Source organism: Streptomyces sp. enrichment culture, from assembly GCF_964273255.1.
Taxonomy (GTDB): Bacteria; Actinomycetota; Actinomycetes; order Streptomycetales; family Streptomycetaceae; genus Streptomyces.
This window is the reverse complement of record NZ_OZ186835.1, coordinates 492484-510042: the sequence shown is the minus strand read 5'-3', so window position 1 is coordinate 510042 and position 17559 is coordinate 492484. Positions and strand designations below refer to the sequence as shown.

The 17559-nt window shown below is 67.7% G+C and carries 13 protein-coding genes, 3 pseudogenes and 1 riboswitch; of the genes and pseudogenes, 7 read left to right on the top strand and 9 right to left on the bottom strand.

All coding sequences use genetic code 11. From position 1 onward, the window contains the following. Nucleotides 1–97: 97 nt before the first annotated feature. Nucleotides 98–613, top strand: coding sequence for an ATP-binding protein (locus ACSU53_RS02280; protein ID WP_164333357.1), 516 nt, complete (start codon nt 98–100; stop codon nt 611–613). 363 nt (nt 614–976) lie between these two features. Here the strand turns inward: ACSU53_RS02280 and ACSU53_RS02275 are convergent, their stop codons facing one another. From ACSU53_RS02275 to ACSU53_RS02255, 5 genes are all read right to left on the bottom strand, one after another. Beyond that, nucleotides 977–1306, bottom strand: coding sequence for an FCD domain-containing protein (locus ACSU53_RS02275; protein WP_437032986.1), 330 nt, complete (start codon nt 1304–1306; stop codon nt 977–979). Nucleotides 1307–1375: 69 nt separating this feature from the next. Next, nucleotides 1376–3973, bottom strand: coding sequence for a collagenase (locus ACSU53_RS02270; protein WP_437024515.1), 2598 nt, complete (start codon nt 3971–3973; stop codon nt 1376–1378). Nucleotides 3974–4209: 236 nt separating this feature from the next. Then, complete coding sequence (locus tag ACSU53_RS02265) at nt 4210–5295, bottom strand: S1 family peptidase (protein ID WP_275403981.1); 1086 nt, start codon at nt 5293–5295, stop codon at nt 4210–4212. A 535-nt stretch (nt 5296–5830) separates the two neighbouring features. Next, a protein-coding gene (locus ACSU53_RS02260) for an IS5 family transposase (protein WP_437032984.1) occupies nt 5831–6690 on the bottom strand; the annotation gives its coding sequence in 2 pieces (ribosomal slippage) (nt 5831–6345 and nt 6345–6690; 861 coding nt in all). A 33-nt stretch (nt 6691–6723) separates the two neighbouring features. After that, nucleotides 6724–8184, bottom strand: coding sequence for an aminopeptidase P family protein (locus ACSU53_RS02255; RefSeq protein ID WP_403639667.1), 1461 nt, complete (start codon nt 8182–8184; stop codon nt 6724–6726). Between the two features lie 166 nt (nt 8185–8350). Between ACSU53_RS02255 and ACSU53_RS02250 the strand changes: the two genes are divergently transcribed. The 5 genes from ACSU53_RS02250 to ACSU53_RS02230 are packed head-to-tail and all read left to right on the top strand — an operon-like array spanning nt 8351 to nt 14129. Beyond that, nucleotides 8351–10090 carry an ABC transporter substrate-binding protein gene (locus ACSU53_RS02250; protein WP_437024514.1) on the top strand — a complete coding sequence of 580 codons (1740 nt, stop codon included), beginning with the start codon at nt 8351–8353 and terminating at the stop codon, nt 10088–10090. 19 nt (nt 10091–10109) lie between these two features. After that, nucleotides 10110–11054 carry an ABC transporter permease gene (locus tag ACSU53_RS02245; RefSeq protein WP_164333360.1) on the top strand — a complete coding sequence of 315 codons (945 nt, stop codon included), beginning with the start codon at nt 10110–10112 and terminating at the stop codon, nt 11052–11054. After that, nucleotides 11051–12037: an ABC transporter permease gene (locus tag ACSU53_RS02240; protein WP_437024512.1), complete on the top strand. Its 987-nt coding sequence runs from the start codon at nt 11051–11053 to the stop codon at nt 12035–12037. Before ACSU53_RS02245 ends, ACSU53_RS02240 begins: the two co-directional genes overlap by 4 nt. Beyond that, nucleotides 12037–13104 (top strand): ABC transporter ATP-binding protein, encoded by a 1068-nt coding sequence (locus ACSU53_RS02235; RefSeq protein ID WP_384669895.1) that lies wholly within the window; start codon nt 12037–12039, stop codon nt 13102–13104. The genes ACSU53_RS02240 and ACSU53_RS02235 overlap by 1 nt, the downstream gene beginning before the upstream one ends. Then, the gene (locus ACSU53_RS02230) at nt 13101–14129 is read left to right on the top strand and encodes an ABC transporter ATP-binding protein (RefSeq protein WP_437024511.1); all 1029 of its coding nucleotides are present in this window, start codon (nt 13101–13103) and stop codon (nt 14127–14129) included. The genes ACSU53_RS02235 and ACSU53_RS02230 overlap by 4 nt, the downstream gene beginning before the upstream one ends. 38 nt (nt 14130–14167) lie before the next feature. Here ACSU53_RS02230 and ACSU53_RS02225 read toward each other — a convergent pair. Continuing rightward, nucleotides 14168–14263 (bottom strand): annotated as a pseudogene (locus tag ACSU53_RS02225) (IS3 family transposase); the annotation flags it as partial. 446 nt (nt 14264–14709) lie between these two features. On the opposite strand from ACSU53_RS02225, the pseudogene ACSU53_RS02220 reads away from it, so the two are divergent. Next, a pseudogene (locus ACSU53_RS02220) lies at nt 14710–15034 on the top strand (transposase); the annotation flags it as partial. 11 nt (nt 15035–15045) lie between these two features. Here the strand turns inward: ACSU53_RS02220 and ACSU53_RS02215 are convergent. The 3 genes and pseudogenes from ACSU53_RS02215 to ACSU53_RS02205 all read right to left on the bottom strand — a co-directional run. After that, nucleotides 15046–15255: pseudogene (locus ACSU53_RS02215) on the bottom strand (acyl-CoA thioesterase); the annotation flags it as partial. Nucleotides 15256–15380: 125 nt separating this feature from the next. Then, nucleotides 15381–15590, bottom strand: a riboswitch (cobalamin riboswitch). A gap of 76 nt (nt 15591–15666) precedes the next feature. Then, the gene (locus ACSU53_RS02210) at nt 15667–16515 is read right to left on the bottom strand and encodes an ABC transporter ATP-binding protein (protein WP_360594498.1); all 849 of its coding nucleotides are present in this window, start codon (nt 16513–16515) and stop codon (nt 15667–15669) included. Next, nucleotides 16512–17540, bottom strand: coding sequence for a FecCD family ABC transporter permease (locus ACSU53_RS02205; protein WP_164333372.1), 1029 nt, complete (start codon nt 17538–17540; stop codon nt 16512–16514). Before ACSU53_RS02205 ends, ACSU53_RS02210 begins: the two co-directional genes overlap by 4 nt. Between the last annotated feature and the right edge of the window lie 19 nt (nt 17541–17559).

Here is a 17559-nt window from a genome sequence, read left to right as displayed (position 1 = left end):
GTTTGCGTTTGACCGCCGTGCAAGTCTCGGACCTGCGTGTTGTTCCGCAGAGGCGACTGCGGAAGCCTGAAGCGCACCGCCTTCGAGGAGCGACATCATGCCTCACACCTGCATCAGCTTCACCGTCGAAGCGACCGGGGCCGCGGTTCACCGCGCCCGCCACCGCGTCTCCACCGCGTTGAGCTGGTGGGGAGGGCCGGTCGAGGATGATCTCCGCTTCAGCGTGGAACTCGTGACCTCCGAGCTCCTCACCAACGGGCTGCGGCACGCCGGCGGGCCCATGACCGTCGAGTTGACGCTGGTGCACGACATGGTCGTCGTCGCGGTCCTCGACGACAGCCGGGAGCTCCCGCGGCCTCGGCTGACAGAGGTGGACGACGAGTGCGGGCGGGGACTCGCCCTGATCGAGGACCTCAGTCTGATACGGGGAGCCGAGACGACTTCCCGCGGTAAGCGCTGCTGGGCGGTTCTGCCGCTGCGGACGCCGCAGGAGCCGGTTGCCGAGTCGGCTCCGGCTGAGGAGGCGGACCCCGGCTTCGCGGCGGACCGGGAACGCTGGTCACTGGCTCCGCAGGGGAGCGGACTGTTGGCGAGTCTGTTTCCGGCGAAGTGAGCTCGTTCTCTCGGTCGGCCCCGGGAGCCGACCCACAGCAGGCGGGTATGCCTGCGGGCGCGAAACCGCTCGTTTTGACGCTCTGGCTGCCCTCAACCTGCACAGCGAGCCGATAAACCGCCTCTGCCCTGGCCTCTTCTTCGGCTGGCTCGGACCGACCTTGTTCCGATGACGTCGCACGTGGAGTGCGCCGCTGGCCCGACCGGGCCACCGCCCGCGCCGAGATCTTCACCTTTGTCGAGATCTTCTACAACCGCAAGCGGCTACGGAAGCACCCGCATGGAGCTACCTGACGCCGCTGGAGATCCGGCAACGGCACGAGCAAGGAAACGCCCTCGCGGCGTAAGCATCGAGTGTCCGACGTCACGGGGGAAGTCCACCTGCTGCGGCGTCGCCAGACAGCATGAGGTCGAGCAATGCGGTGTGCTCGTGCACGGAGGCCACCAGCGCCCCGGCTTCCGCGAGCTTTGAGAATCCGTATGGTCGGGAGCGTTTTCGCACGTCGGCCACAGTATCGACGAGGCGGGAATGGCCGACCAGGGCGAGCAGGCCGAGATGGAAACGACGGTTTGATCTCAAGTCGGCGATGAGGTCGCCGGCGCTTGCGGCGGCCACGATCTCCCCGGCTACGGGGCGCACGGCCTCGAGCTCTTCCCCTGAGGCCGACCGGGCGACCCGGCCGACGGTCGGGATCCCGATGAGAGGAAGCCGGGGCGGGCGCGAGGATCGCGCCCGCCCCGGCGGTCGGCGGTGGATCAGGGCTCAGTACTCGGTCTTGACCGTCGCTCCGGAGAAGTCCGCGGCAGCGGCCAGGCTGATGTAGTTCCAGCCGGCGGGCGGATTGGTGATGGTGAGTGTTTCGCTGTTGCCTGCGCCTGTGGACCTGCTGGTGTAGCTGGAGGTGGTGGCCCAGGTGCTGTTGCTGTAGTAGAGATCGGCGTTGCCGGTGCCACCGGACGAGGTGACCTTCAGCTGCTGGACGCCGGCGGGGAGGTAGATGTAGAGGTAGGCGTAGTTCCCCGCAGTCGCGGACAGGTTGCTTCGCTTGCAGTTGCGGCCGAGTTCCCGCCCGTCGCTGCTGGTGCACTCGGGAGTGGCGTCCGCGCCGCCGACGGCGATGCTCTGGGTCGCGGTGCTGGTCGCGCCCTTGTCGTCGGTGACCTTCAACGTCACGGTGTAGGTGCCTGCCGCCGTGTAGGTCTTGGCCGGGTTGGCCGCGGCGGAGGTGGTTCCGTCGCCGAAGCTCCACGAACGGGAGGCGATGGTCCCGTCGGAGTCCGTCGAGCGGTCGGTGAAGTTGGCCGTCAGACCACTGACGGACACCGCGAACGCCGCAGTGGGAGCCTGGTTGCCCGGCGGGGTGGTGGAGCCCCCGCAGTCGCCGGCTGCGCACCGGGACAGCCAGTTGTACCAGTCGCTGTCGTAGCGGGTACCGATGCTGCCGGTGAGGTAGGCGCGGGCAGTGTTCCAGTTGCCGGTGCGGTAGTACGCGAGGACGGTGTCCAGTTCGGCGCGGTGGGACTGGAGCATGTAGCGCACGGCGAGGTAGCCCCAGCGGTACACACGTGTGCTGTCGTGACTGTAGGTCGTGTCGAACAGTGTGCTCAGCGCATAGGTGCGCCTGCCGGCTTCGGTGATGGCCGCGTCGTAGCGCAGGTTGCGGTAGGAGTAGGACACGTACTCGGCGAAGCCCTCGATCCACCAGATGGTGGGGGTCGATACGTTGGCGTTGAAGTCGCCGTACATGTTGAAGCGGCCGTCGAGGTAGTGCGTGTACTCGTGGTTGAGGTTCCAGATCTCGAAGTCCGGACGCGCCCACTCGGCCTCGTAGGCGATGAACCTGGCCTGGTTGCCGGCCGAGGAGGGGTTCCCCTCGAGGTACATGCCGCCGTTGTTGGTGTTGATGCCCCAGTCGGCCCCGGCGTAGGTCTGGTAGTCGGTGCTGCTGTTGTAGACGACCACTTCCAGGCTGGTGTTGCGGTCACCCGCGACAGGCCCGTTGTCCTTGGCGATGCTGTGGAAGTAGGCATCCTGGTCGGCCAGGCTCCGGCAGGTGGACGCCAGCTGTGCCGAGGTCATCTCCTGGGCGCGGATGCGCAGGCTCGCGCTGCAGGTGTGGTTGATCACCAACACGCTGCTCGCCAGGCGCTGTTGGAGGTTGCAGGTGCCGTAGAGGCTGCACTTGGACTTGTCGTAGCTCTCGGTCATCTCGGCAAGGCCCACCCACAGCGGAGCAGTGGTGCCCTTGAGGGAGCTCTTGGCCAGCAACGCGGCCACCTGGGGACGAGTTGTCTCCCGGGTAGCGGTGTGCTGCAGGAACCGGGCGAGTTCACGTCCGGCGTTGGACGCGAGGTAGCTCCGGTCGGTGCCGAGCAGGTTCTTGTGCGAGGAAGCGAAGCCGTAGAGGGCCTTCAGGACGCTCCGGTCGGAAGACACCGCGGTGACGAAGCCCGGCACCTGGTGGCCACGGAAGAGAACGGTGTGGACGTTGTTGACCGCGGTGAGCATCCACCAGGACGAGTCGTACGTGCTGTTGTAGTCCTTCAGCAGCCGCTTGACGACGTACAGGTAGCGGGCGTTCTCCTCGGAGCTGTCGATCAGGGTGACTGCTTCGGCCAGGACCTCGCCGTTGGCGTCGGTGACGTCCTGCGAACGGGGGCTGGCGAAGAACGCGTCGAGACCGGCACGGACGGCGGTGCGCAGCTTCGGGCCGTAAGCACCCACTGTGGCCTCGTCGTGCCAGTGCGCGTAGTAGCCGGCGCGCAGGTAGAGCAGGAGCTGGGTCATGCCGGTGCTGCTGTCACCCGGGTAGGCGGCGGAGCCGTCCCGCAGTGCGTAGGCGACGCTCGTCATCCGGTCCTCGCGGAAGGCCCGCTGCGCGTTGCTTTCGCTGAGGTCGAAGAGCGTGTCGATGCACTCGGTCGTGGACGTCTTGACCTGCTTGACCAGGCTGCTGCCCGAACGGCTGGTGAAGTCTGCCGGGCTGCAGCCCGCGGCGGCTCCCTTCCCCTTACCAGCAGCCTTCCTGTCCGAAGACTCGTTCATGGAGGGCCTCTTGAAGGGTGGAGGGGAGACCGGGCTGTCGTAGTCCCGACGCACCACGTCTGTGGCCGATGAAAGCGGCGCCCGTTCTTCTACCGGCAACGGCTTGCCGTGCACGTGCTCGGGGTCTTCTCCCAGTGCCGCATGCAACGAAGCCTGCGGAGGTATGCCCTCGTGCGCCCGTTCGCCGTCCGATGTCTGGATCGGACGGCTCAATGCGGCATAGCTCGGGGCTGACAGCATGCCTATCCCGAGGCACAACGCAAGTATCAGTGCGCCCAGCCTCGCGATGCTTGGTCGCTCGAAGTTTCTTTTCACTCACTGCCTCCAGAAGGAGCAGCCGTGCGGATGACACGGCTCAGGTGGTCATCCCGGCCGTCCGGAGAAGCGCCTGGGAGAGGCGACTTCTCCGGACGGCCGGTGAAAGTGCAATGCAACAGGTGACATTGCACTCTCGTCTTTGATGTGAGCGGGAAACTGCCCTGGGCTTCGCCGCTCTTCGGCCAGGCTGGCCTTCCTGCCTTCGCCTTACTGAGGCGGCGTCATTGCGGGGGTCAGCCGGCCAGCAGGCTGACTCCCAGGGAGGAGAGGGCCCGGCTGATGGGTTCGTGGATCATGCCGCATCCGCTGTTGGGACCACCGCTGAGGATTCCGTGCGCGGTCGAGCCGTCGTAGACGCCACTGCCGCTGTCCCCGGGCGACACGCACGCCGTGCTCCAGGTCATCCCGGTCAGGGTGCGTCCGGGGTACTGGACGGTGGCGTTGACATCCGTGATCTGCCCGCAGGTGTAGCCGGTGGTGGAGCCCTGCTTGCACACGTACTGACCCACGTAGTCGTAGTCCCAGTTGCGGATGGGTTGGGTGGTGTAGACCCAGCCTCGCGGCTGCCAGAAGGCGGTGTCGCTGATCCGGACGATCGCGTAGTCGCCGTAGTAGCCGAAGTGGTAGTTCGCCGTGCTGCCTACGCCCTGGTAGCCGTAGCTGTAGGTCGGTACCTCCCAGTAGGAGGCGGCCTCGGTGCAGTGACCGGCCGTCATCATGTAGTAGCCGGAGCGGTCATAGGCCATGAACGCACTGGTGCAGCGGGTGTTGCCGCCGTAGATGGCCAGCCCCGAGCGCAGCGGAGGATCGCACGAGTACTGCCCGCCGCAGTACAGCGGCCGGGACGCGTGCCGGTAGCTGTCGACGACCAGCGCGTCTCCGAACGTGCGCTCGGCCCAGCGCACGACGCGCCGTTGCTCGTCCGTCAGCTTCTTTCCTCGCGGAAGATCCAACCGCAGAGCGTTCTTCTCGGTCACCACCGCGGACTGCAGGCCGTGCTGCGCCGCCTTGTTCGCCTTGGCGATCCGCTTGCTCAGCGAGGCCGACATCGACTGCAGCTCACTCATGCTGCGATCGACGACCACGGTGTCGACCGGGGACTTGCCTGAAGCCGCAGCGGTCACCGATGAGGCCGAGGCCTTCTCGGTCACTGCGACCTTCAGCTTTCCGCCGTCCTGGTGGTCCACCCAGGCCCCGCCGAACCGCTCGCCCAGTTTCGTGCGTAGTTCGGTGATGACAGCGGTCTGTTCGTCCTGCCGGGCTATGCGGCGTTGTCCTTCTGCGACCGGGATGCCGTAGTCCTCGACCAGTTGGGTCACTGCGGCTTTCTGCTGTGCGTTCGGGGCCGGCTGGTCCGAGGTGTTCTCAGCGGCCGAGGTCGTCGGCGCGAGAAGGAGCGTGGCGATCAACGCAGCCACTGCTGCTATCGGCCCTGACAGCCGTAACGGAGCACTGTGCACGGAGCACCTCCATGTGGTGGGACCGATGCCGGGCCCGGGCCCTTGCCTGTGTCTGGACGGATGCCCGGCGTCGGGGACATGACAGGAACAATATGGAGGGTGACATGTCACATGGCAAGAGCGAATTGTCTCCTGGCAGCGTCCGAGCAACTGCGCACGGTGATAGGTCCTGGTGGCACGTTCGGTCACGTGCGAAAGTCTTGTCGCCTGAGGGCCCCTGGAGGCGAAGAAGTCACAGAGGCCCTGCGCGCCAAGTAGCGCTTCCTGGCGGATGCCTCGTGGCTCAGCAGCTTCTAGCGGCCGGGGGAGGGCAGGCAGAGCGCGGTCTCCGACAGGGCAGGGCCTGTCGGAGACCGCGCTCGTTGCGATGGCCGGCTAGGCCGTTTCTTTCGGATCACCTCGTCGACCAGATGAAGATGGCGGCGAGGTGCAGTCCGGCTAGGTAAATGGTGGCCGTCTTGTCGTAGCGGGTGGCCAGGCCGCGCCATTGCTTGAGCTTGTTGATGCACCGCTCGACGGTGTTGCGCTGCTTGTAGGTCTCGCGGTCGAAGGCCGGGGGACGGCCCCCGAGCCGACCACGTCGCTTGCGGTTCGCAGCCTGGTCCGCCGGCTGCGGGATCACCGCTCGGATCTTCCGCTGTCGAAGATGGAGGCGGATCGCCCGGGACGAATACGCCTTGTCGGCCAGGACCACGTCTGGCGTGACCCTGGGGCGGCCGATCCGTCTGGGCACCCGTAACCGGGCCATGACCTGCTCGAAGGCGGGTGCGTCACCTGCTTGACCCGGCGTGATGACGAACGCCAGCGGTCGGCAACCGCCGTCCGCGACGAGGTGGATCTTCGTGGTCAGTCCGCCGCGGGACCGTCCGAGGGCATGGTCAGCCGGCTCGCCGGCCGGGGCCCCTTTTGACGGGCCCCGGCGGCGTGCTGGTGTGCGCGCACGACAGTGGAGTCGACTGCGACGACCCAGTCGAGGTCGCCTTCGGCGTCGGCCTGGGCGAGCAGGGCGGTGAAGACCTTCTCCCAAGTGCCGTCGGCGGCCCACTTCCGCAGCCGGTTGTACGCGCCCTTCCACGACCCGAACTGCTCGGGCAGGTCCATCCACGGGGTGCCGGTGCGGTACTTGAACGCGATCGCGTCGATCACCTGCCGGTGATCACGCCACCGACCACCGCGCCGAGGGGTCCGGTCCGGCAACAACGGCTCGATGCGGGCCCACTGGGCGTCAGTCAACGACACACCCAGACCAACGATCCGATGATCTGAAAGAAACGGCCTAGCTCACGGCTAGCTCTCCAGCAGCCGGGCCATCCACTCCTCCACATCGGCGGCGTTGCGGGGCAGGGCGTCCGAGAGAAGCTTCGCGCCGTCCGCGGTGATCAACAGATCGTCCTCGATACGCACCCCCATGCCTCGCAGTTCCAGCGGCAGTGTCTCGTCGTCGGGCTGCAGATAGAGGCCGGGCTCGACCGTGAGGACATGGCCCTCCTCCAGGACTCCGTCCAGGTAGGTTTCCGCTCGCGCCTGTGCGCAGTCATGGACATCGATGCCGAGCATGTGACCGCTGCTGCACAGCGTGTAGCGGCGGTGCAGGCCGCTGTCCTCGTCCAGCGCCCTCTCGGGTGGCAGGCGCAGGATGCCCCACTCGTGCAGACCCTCGGCTATGACGCGCATGGCCTCCCGGTGGAAGTCGCGGAACCTGGCCCCAGGCTTCAGGACGGCGATGGCGGCCTCCTGGGCTGCGAGGACCAGGTCGTAGACGTCTCTCTGGGCAGCGGAGAAGCGACCGGACAGGGGCAGGGTGCGCGTGATGTCCGCCGTGTACAGGGTGTCGGTCTCCACGCCTGCGTCCAGGAGCAGCAGCTGCGAGGGGTCAAGCGCGCCGTCGTTGCGGATCCAGTGCAGGACACAGGCGTGAGCACCGGAAGCAGCGATGGTGTCGTAGCCGGTCCCGTTCCCCTCCGCTCGCGCACGAAGGTTGAACACGCCCTCGATCCAGCGTTCACCGCGGGGGTGCCGCAGAGCTTGCGGCAGCGCCCGCACCACGTCGTCGAAACCCGCGGTGGTGTGCTGGATGGCCAGTTGCAGCTGGCCGACCTCCCAAGGTTCCTTGACGAGGCGGAGCTCCGACAGAACAGTCTCCAGCTCGGTGTCCCGCGCCTCGGTACGGCCCTCCGGGGACGCCAGGTCCTCCAGCACCGGGTCCACCCCGGCCAGCAGGCGGGTGGGCGGTCGGGAACCGGCAAACGTCGTGGGCAGATCGTCCAGGTGCTCGCTGCGCAGGCCGGTCATCATCGTCGTCTCGTCGAGGTCAGGGCGGCGGCCCACCCAGAACTCCCCGTAACGGCGGTCGCGGTAGAAGCCGCTGCTGTCACGCGGCGAGCGCGGGCGGACGTAGAGCACCGCCTCGTGCCCTTCCGAGCCTGTCGGCTCGAGGACCAGTACATGACCGGGCTGGTCCTCCCCGGTCAGACCGGTCAGCCAGGCGTAGGCGCTGTGCGGTCGGAAACGGTGATCGGTGTCGTTGGAGCGGACCTTGAGGACCCCGGCAGGCACGACGAGCCGCTCACCCGGAAAGCGGGCCGAGAGCCGCTCGCGGCGGGCGGGGAGATGGGCGTGTCCCGGCACTCGGGTGTCCGGCGGGAGCGGGGAGGGTGCCCAGCCGGCGGACATGAAGACGTCCAGGGCTGTGGAGACGGGCAGATCATGACTGCGGGTGTGCGGGCGGGCGATGTCGTCGGACGGCACGGAGCTCCTTCGAGAACGGGGCGGGAACAGGGCGGCACATCCGAGGCAGGACACAGCTCGGTAACGGACAGGCCTACCTCTTGGATATAAAATTTCACATTACTATGTTACGGGTCACACCTCATAGGTGTCGGTGCTTCCCACCGCCTCCAGCAAGGAGTGGCACATGATCCGCAACGCTCGCGTCCTGGCCGCATCCCTCGGCGCCTCCCTGTCCCTCGTCGTCGTGGGTGCCTGTACCGATCAGGCAGGCCACGACTCCAAGGCGAACCGGCCGGACTTCACGACCGGAACCGTCATCGGCGGTACCCCGAAGAAGGGCGGCACCCTCACCGTGCTGTCCAACCAGGACTTCGCCCACCTCGACCCCGCACGCAACTGGGTGATGCCCACCATGGACTTCGGCACCCGGCTGCTGTACCGCACCCTGACCACGTTCAAGGCCGAACCCGGGGAGAAGGGGAGCGAGATCGTCCCCGACCTCGCCACCGACCTGGGCAGGCCCTCCGACGGCGGCAGGACCTGGACCTTCACACTCAAGCCCGGCCTCAAGTACGAGGACGGCACCCCCATCAAGGCCCGCGACATCAAGTACAACGTGGAGCGCTCCTTCGCTCCGGACCTCGCGGGAGGCCCCGATTACGCCCAGCAGTACCTGGCTGATGTCGAGGGATACGCCGGGCCGCTGCAAGGAAAGCACCTGGACTCGATCAGGACCCCCGACGACCGCACCATCGTCTTCTCGCTGCGCAGACCGGTCGCCGAGTTCTCCTACACGGTCACGCTGCCCACCTTCTCTCCCGTTCCCCAGTCACAGGAGAAGGGTGTCCAGTACGACCTGCGCCCCTTCTCCTCGGGGCCCTACAAGATCGACAGCTATGCGCGTGGCAAGAAGCTGGTCCTGGTCCGCAACCCCCACTGGGACCCTGGCACCGATCCGGTACGCAAGGCCTACCCCGACCGGATCGTCGTGGTCCAGGGACTGAAGGGCGGCCAGATCGATGACCGGATCATCGCCAGCCAGGGAGCCGACGCATCCGCGGTCGAGTGGTCCGACATGCAGCCGTCCAGCATCTCCAAGGTACTCACCAGGCCGGAGATCAAGAAACGGCTGTCTGCCGAACGGACCGGCTGCACCGACATGCTCGCTCTGAACACCTCTCGCCCGCCCTTCGACAACCTCAAGCTGCGACAAGCAATGCAGTACGCCGTCGACAAGCAGGCACAGGTGACTGCCAACGGCGGACCAGCCCTCAACGACGTCGCAACCGGCTACCTCCCACCGGCTCTGACCGGCAATCAGGTCGCTGACCCGGTCTACGGCACATCGGACACGGGGGACGTGGACCGCGCCAAGAAGCTCCTCGTCGAGGGGGGCAAGCCTGCGGGCTTCTCCGCGACCATCACCGTCTCGACCGGGGACAAGACCCGTGCTGAGGCACTTCAGCAGAGCCTGTCCCGGATCGATGTCCGTCTGAAGATCCAGACCGTCGACCCCTCGGTGTACTACGACACCATCGGCGACACCAAGAACGCCCCGGACATGGTCATCAGCGGCTGGTGTCCCGACTACCCCTCTGGTTCCACCTTCCTGCCCTTCGTGTTCGACGGCCGAACCATCAAGGAGAAGGGAAACCAGGGAAACGTCTCCCAGTTCCGTGACGAAGCCGTACAGAAGCGCATGGACGAGATCGCCGAGATGTCCGACGCCGCAAGCGCCAACCAGGCATGGATCGACCTCGACCCCGTGATCCAGCGCAAGTCCCCGGCCGTCCCCCTGCTGTGGGAGCGCAAACCCTTGCTGGTCGGCGACAACATCGCAGGCGCCTTCGGACACGCGGCCTGGACCGGACAGTTCGACTTCGCGGTGATCGGACTCAAGGACCCGGCAAAGAGCCGGGACTGAGAGACACGGACGAACCGCAATGACCCTTCCGCTCAACACTCCCGTGCAGACCGGCACGGCACCACTGCCCGACAACCTCTGGCGGACCACTTGGCGAGGGCTCTGCCGGAACAAGGGCAGCCGCATCGCCCTGGCCACCACCGCGCTCCTGGTCCTGATCGCTCTCACGGCACCACTCCTCAGCCGCCTCGGCGGATGGTCACCCACCGCCTTCGACCCTGATGCCATCGACCCCTATCTCGGCGGGATGCCCCGGGGGCCCCTCGGCGGCATCAGCGCCGAGCACTGGCTCGGCGTGGAACCGGTCACGGGTCGCGACCTGTTCGCACGAGTGGTGCACGGCGCCCAGGTCTCCCTGCTGATCTCATTCGCCGCCACCGCGATCGTCGTCGGTGTGGGCACCGCCGCAGGAATCGTGGCAGGCTACTTCGGCGGCCGCATCGACACCGTGCTGAGCAGGTTGATGGACCTGACCATGTCCTTCCCCTCGCTCATCTTCATGATCGCGATGATGTCCGTCGCCCAGGACGTCAACCGTGTCGTACTGATGACAGTCGTCATCGGCGTCTTCGGATGGCCCGGCATCGCTCGGGTGGTGCGCGGCGAAGCCCTGGCCCTGCGCCACCGCGAGTACGTCGAAGCCGCGCGCGCCTGCGGATCCGGCTCATGGCGCATCCTCACCCGGCAGGTGCTGCCCAACATCGCCGGCCCCATCATCGCCTACACCACCCTCCTGATCCCCGGCATGATCAGCACCGAGGCGGCCCTCAGCTTCCTCGGTGTAGGAGTACGCCCACCCACGTCATCTTGGGGCCAGATGATCGCCGAGGCCGTCGCATACTACGAGACGGACCCGATGTACTTCCTCGTCCCCAGCGCCTTCCTCTTTCTCGCCGTCCTCGCCTTCACCGTGCTCGGCGACGGACTGCGCGACATCCTCGACCCCCAGGGAGGCCGGCAATGATCGTCTACCTGGCGCGCAGGGCTCTTGGCGTGGCTGGGGTGCTGCTCGCCATCTGCGCAGTCACCTTCGTCATCTTCTATCTCCTCCCAGCCGACCCCGCCGCTGCCGCCTGCGGCAAGACATGCAGTCCCGAACGACTCGCAGAGGTACGTCACTTCATGGGACTCGATCAGCCCGTCTGGCGTCAGTTCGGTGACTACCTCACCGGCATCTTCGCCGGCCGGGACCTGGGCAGCGGCCCCCACACCATCCACTGCGGTTTCCCGTGCCTGGGCTACTCCTACGAAAACGCCCTGCCGGTGTGGAGCCTGCTGATGGACCGTCTCCCCGTCTCCGCCTCCCTGGCTTTCGGCGCCGCCTGCATGTGGCTCGTCCTGGGACTGGGCGCAGGGGTGACCGCCGCACTCAAGAAGGGCGGACTGCTCGACCGGACGCTGATGGTAGGCGCCGTAGCCACCGCCTCCCTCCCCGTCTACTTCACCGCGGTCATGCTCATCTACGGGCTGGTCCGAATCGGAGGGCTCCTGCCGTATCCCACGTACATCCCGATAAGCAGCGACCCGTTCGGATGGGCGGCCAACCTCCTGCTCCCCTGGACCGCCCTGGCCCTCCTCTACGCAGCGATGTACGCCCGCCAGAGCCGCAGCTCCATGATCGAGGCCATGACACAGCCGTACATCCGCACTGCCCGGGCAAAGGGCATGCCACGCCGCGTCGTAGTGATCAAACACGGCCTGCGCTCCGCCATAATGCCGGTGATCACCATCTTCGGCATGGATCTCGGAGCCCTGCTCGCCGGTGCCGTCATCACCGAGTCCATCTTCGGCATCCCCGGCGTCGGCCGCCTCTTCTACGATGCTCTGCAGCGCTCCGATCAGCCCGTTGTCCTGGGCGTCACCCTCCTGGCCGCGTTCTTCATCGTGGCAGCCAACGTCGTCATTGACCTGCTGTACGCCGTCATCGACCCCAGGGTGAGGAAATGATGCCGTCCACCACTGAGCCCGGCGTGCCCTTGCTGCGCGTGCGTGACCTGAAGGTCGCCTTCGACACCCCCGCCGGCACGGTCCAGGCAGTCGATGGGGTCTCTTTCACTGTCGAAGCCGGCCGCACCCTGGGCCTCGTGGGAGAGTCCGGCTCCGGCAAGTCGGTCACCTCACTGGCCGTTATGGGCCTGCACCAACGGGCACAGGTCAGTGGATCGATCACCTTGGCCGGACAGGAACTGCTTCCTCTCACTGATCATCAGTTCAGCCGGCTGCGAGGGCGGAAGATGGCCATGGTCTTCCAGGACCCTCTGTCCGCGCTGCACCCCGCCTACACAGTCGGCGAACAGATCGCCGAGGCCCATAGGCACCACTTCGGCACCCGCAGGCGAGCCGCTCGCCGACAAGCTGTGGACATGCTCGGTGAGGTCGGCATACCCGAGCCTGCCCGCAGGGCAGGTGAGTACCCCCACCAGTTCTCCGGCGGCATGCGCCAGCGCGCCATGATTGCCATGGCCCTGTCCTGCGAACCGGACCTGCTCATCGCCGACGAACCCACCACCGCGCTCGACGTCACCGTCCAGGCTCAGATCCTCGAACTCATCGCAAGAGTGCAGCAGGAGAGGCGGCTGGGCGTCCTGATGATCACCCACGACCTGGGCGTGGTGGCGCGTGTCGCCAACGACGTGCTCGTCATGTACGGCGGCCGGGCCGCTGAACAAGCTCCGGTCGATGACCTCTTCCTGCGGCCTGCCCATCCCTATACCCGCGGCTTGCTGGAATCCTTGCCGCGCCTGGACGATCCCGATGATGCACCGCTACGCGTCATCCCCGGCAGTCCGCCCTCACTTGCCGCCCCGATATCCGGCTGTCCCTTCGCCCCTCGTTGCCCTCAGGCAGAAAGAGCTGAAGAGCTGGTCCGCGCCCGCTGCACAGGGGAACGGCCCCGGCCACAGGAGCACTCTTCCGGACGATCGGTGTCCTGCCACCTGCCCTTGCTCCCCGCCGTGAGGCCCCGACCCGCCCTGCCTCACAGCGAAGACGATCAGGAGGAGAAGACCCGATGATTCATGCTCGACGAGACTCCCAGAGCCCAGAGGAACGGACCGCTGCCGTCGAGACGCCCCTGATGTCCGTCCGCGGGCTGACCAAAGCCTTCCCGGGCCGCCGCGTCCGGGGCCGGGCAGCCGCTCCGGTCCGAGCAGTGGACGGGGTGGACCTCGACCTGGCGAGGGGCGAAACGCTCGGCCTGGTCGGTGAGTCTGGATGCGGGAAGTCCACTACCGGACGCATGCTTGTGCGTCTCCTGGAACCCACTGCCGGCACAGTCGAGTTCGAGGGGCGGGACATCACACACGCCTCATCGCGTGAACTGAGGCCTGTACGCCGGCGTCTGCAGATCATTTTTCAAGACCCCTATGCCTCCCTCAACCCCCGGCAGACCATCGCCCGTATCATCGCCGAACTTTTGCTGGTCCAGGGCTCCTCCGCACGGGCCGCACGGCTGAGGGCCGCGGAACTGCTGGCGATGGTGGGCCTCGGCGATGAACATCTGGACCGTTACCCGCACCAGTTCTCCGGAGGCCAGGCGCAACGCGTCGGCATCGCGCGAGCCCTGGCCACCGGACCCCGCCTCGTCATCGCCGACGAACCCGTCTCGGCGCTCGACGTCTCCGTGCAAGCCCAAGTGGTCAACCTGATGGAACGTCTCCAACGCGAGCTCGACCTGGCCTTCCTCTTCATCGCGCACGATCTGTCTGTCGTCAAGCGGGTATGCGACCGGGTGGCGGTGATGTACCTCGGTCGTATCGTCGAGATCGGTGACAAGCACGAGGTTTACACTGCGGCGGCCCATCCCTACACCCGTGCGCTGCTCTCGGCTGTACCGCTGCCCGATCCCGCACAGGAGCGTCGTAGAGAGAGGATCATTCTTCTGGGCGACCCGCCCAGTCCGGCCGCGCCCCCGACGGGCTGCAGCTTCCACCCACGTTGCCCGAAGGCACAGCCGGTCTGCCGCACCGAACAGCCTTCTCTGCAGGTTGTCGGCTCGGGAATGCGTAAGGCGGCTTGTCACTTCCCCGAGATCCAGTGAAACCTGCGTACGTCACCAAGGGATATGAAGACCGGGTGCACGGCGCCGGTGATCCCGGTCTCGCGCATGAGGCGTTCGACGGTGCAGCGGGCTACCTCGTGGCCCTGACGGTTCAGTTCCCGCCAGATCTTCCTGGGCCTCACCGGGGTCTGAAACGAGCGGTGCAACCAGGGCGGTTGGGGGGACTGACGGGCTGCGGAGAGGCGGCCGTCGAAGGTGATGTCGAAGGCGTGCAGGGCGGTCTTCCAGGGCATGGTCCAGCGGGCCTGGTCCTTGCCGGTGGGGTCCAGGCTCACTGAACTGCTCCGGGTTCGATAGACATGGCCGCCCCGGGCCCCGCGACGACTCGACCGCCCATTGGGAGACGTGACTCGATCGCTGCATAGGCCAACGTCGGCGAGGTCGTCCGCTGGGTTGACGTGACGACGAGCCGGCGGAGGTGACCGTGATGGTGATCAACACGGACGGCGACCGGCTGCTGTCCCGCCGCGTCCAGAACGACGGGTCTGAACTGCTGGAACTCATTGGCGATGTGCTGGCGATATCCACCGACGTGCTCTGGGCGGTCGACCTCAACCACGGCGGCGACATGGACGTCTTCGGCAGCGCCGACCGCCTGGCGGGTTTCGCCGTTCTGGCTCCGCAGCCCCGTGACTCCGGCCGCGTCGGCGGCAACCTGCGCAGACCCCGCCGCTACCATCGCGGACTGTTGTGGGCCATGTACCTCTCGGCGATGGCCGGCCTGCCCGGCCTCCAAGACGTACTACCGGCGCAAGCGGAGCGAGGGGAGGGGACACAAGCAGGCCCTGCTCGCGCTCGCACGCCGTCGCCTCAACGTCCTGTGGGCCATGATCCGTGACGGTCAGTGCCATCAAAGTTCACCTCCCGTCACGGTTGCGGCTTGACAACACGATGGGGATGTCCTTCCCGCGCGTTCGAGCTCGGCGTGCACCGTGAGCAGATCGCCGGCACGTACCGGGGCCAGGAACGCCATCCCGTCGACAGAGGCGGTCACCGGGGGCTCGTGGGCGTGTCGTCCGGCGGCAGCCGCAGCTGCGTCGTCGATCAGCTTCATCACCACTCCGCCGTGGATGGTGCCGTACAGGTTGGTGTCGTGTTCGCTCATGATGTGCGCGAGCGTCACCCGTGATGCGGCCGGGTGCTTCGTGTCGGTGGGCAGGGTGGCATGTCGGTCGGCCACGTCAACTTCTCCTTCGCGAGTCGGGACAAGGGCGGAACCGCATGCGAGTACGGGTGCGCGGGCAGGTGGCAGGTCTTCGGACTCGCGGGCACGTCTCGTCGTACGACACTCCTGCCGGCCGTCGCTTCCCAGGCCCGGTACGTCGGACCCAGTGCGTATGACGGTGGTCGTCTCCGCTCACCGCTGCGGGGCAGTCCCGGTGTCCCACCGGGTTCCCTCTCACGACGCCCTGCCGTGGGGCCCCATGCCTTCAGGGCTATGGGGGAGGGCGGGGCGAACCAGCTGCGCGCGCGATCCTACGGGCCGCGTCTCGTCGTTCGGGGCCTGGGGCCGCCCTCAGTTCGCTGCCACCGTGCCCAGGAAGCGGATGTGCGGCCGGTCGCCCGGGCCGGAGCGGGTGACCTCGGTGCGTACGCCGTACACGTCGGCGATCAAGGGCTCGGTCAATGTGTCGCCCGGGGTTCCGGCAGCGACCACCCGGCCGCCCCTGAGGACGACGACCTGGTCGCAGTACATGGCCGCCAGGTTCAGGTCGTGCAGGGCGACGACGCTGGTGACGGGGAGTTCGACGATCAGCTTCAACAAGTCGAGCTGGTGCTGGATGTCGAGGTGGTTGGTGGGTTCGTCCAGGAGCAACTCGCGCGGTTCCTGGGCCAGGGCGCGGGCGATCTGCACGCGCTGGCGCTCGCCGCCGGAGAGCGTGTGCCAGGGCTGGTCCGCGCGGCCGGTGAGGCCGGTGCGCTCAAGGGCGCTGCGCACGGCTTCCTCGTCGGCCGCGGTGGCGGGGGTCCAAGCGCGTCGGTGCGGGATGCGGCCGAGGCGTACGACGTCGAGAACGGTCAGCTCGACGAGGGTGTCGGAGTGCTGCTCGACGACGGCAACGCGCCTGGCCACGGCGCGGCGGCCCCAGTCGCCGAGGGGACGCCCGTCGAGGGTGACGATGCCGGAGGCGGGGGCGAGGACGCCGGACAGCAGCCGCAGCAGCGTCGACTTGCCGGAGCCGTTGGGGCCGAGCACCCCGGTCACGGAGCCGGGCCGGGGGGTGAGGCTCACACCGTCGACGATCAGCCGCCCGTCGAGGGTGCGGCTCACGCGGTCGGCAGCGAGGGTGTGCGGCCCGGCGGGTGCCTGTCCACGGCCGGGCGGCCGGGTACCGTCGTCCCGCCGCTCGGTGCCGGTCGTCATCGCATCCTCCTCGTGCGGTACAGGACCAGGACGAACGCCGGAACACCGACGAGTGAGGTGACCACGCCCACCGGCACCTCCTGGGGGTCGAGGACGGTACGGGCCAGGGTGTCGGCCCAGACCAGGAACACCGCCCCGGCGAGCGCGGTGACCGGCAGCAGCCTGGCGTGCCCCGGGCCGACGAGGGCGCGGGCGGCGTGCGGCAGGACCAGGCCGACGAAGCCGATCGCCCCCGCCGAGCTGACCAGCGCGGCGGTCAGCAGCGCGGTCACGCACAGCAGCACCAACCGGGTCCGGGCGACGGACACCCCGAGCGTGGCCGCGGCGTTCTGGCCGAAGGCGAAGGCGTCCAGGGTGCGTGCGTAGCCGAGGCACAGCACGAGGGCGAGCGCCAGGACGGCCGCGCAGAGCCCCACTTCGGTCCAGCCGGCCCCGCTGAGCGAGCCGAGCATCCAGAACAGCACGCCCCGGGTGGTCTCCGCGTCGGCCGCCGTCGTCACGACGAACGAGGTCAGGGCGGAGAACAACTGCATCGCGGCCACCCCGGACAGGACCACCCGGTCGGTCGTCCCGCCGAGGGTGTGGCTGAGGAGCAGCACCAGAGCGAACGAGCTCAGGGCGCCCACGAAGGCGCCGCCGGAGACGGTCAGGACGCCGCCGCCGGCGCCGAGGACGATCACGGCGACGGCGCCGGTCGACGCACCGGAGGAGACGCCCAGGACGAAGGGATCGGCGAGGGGGTTGCGCAGCAGGGACTGCATCACCGCGCCGCACACGGCGAGTCCGGCCCCGCACACCGCGGCGAGCAGGGTGCGAGGCAGCCGCAGGTTCCACACGATGCCCTCGCGGATCGGCGTGAGATCCGTCGAACCCCAGCCCAGGTGGGAGGCGATCACCGACCACACGTCGCCCACCGCGATGTCCGCCGGACCGATGGTGATGGCCACGGCGACGGACGCGGTGAGCACCGCCAGCCCGGCGCCCAGCCCGGCGACGACGCGCACCACCCGGACGGCACCCCGCATGGGGCGGACCGGGGAGGAC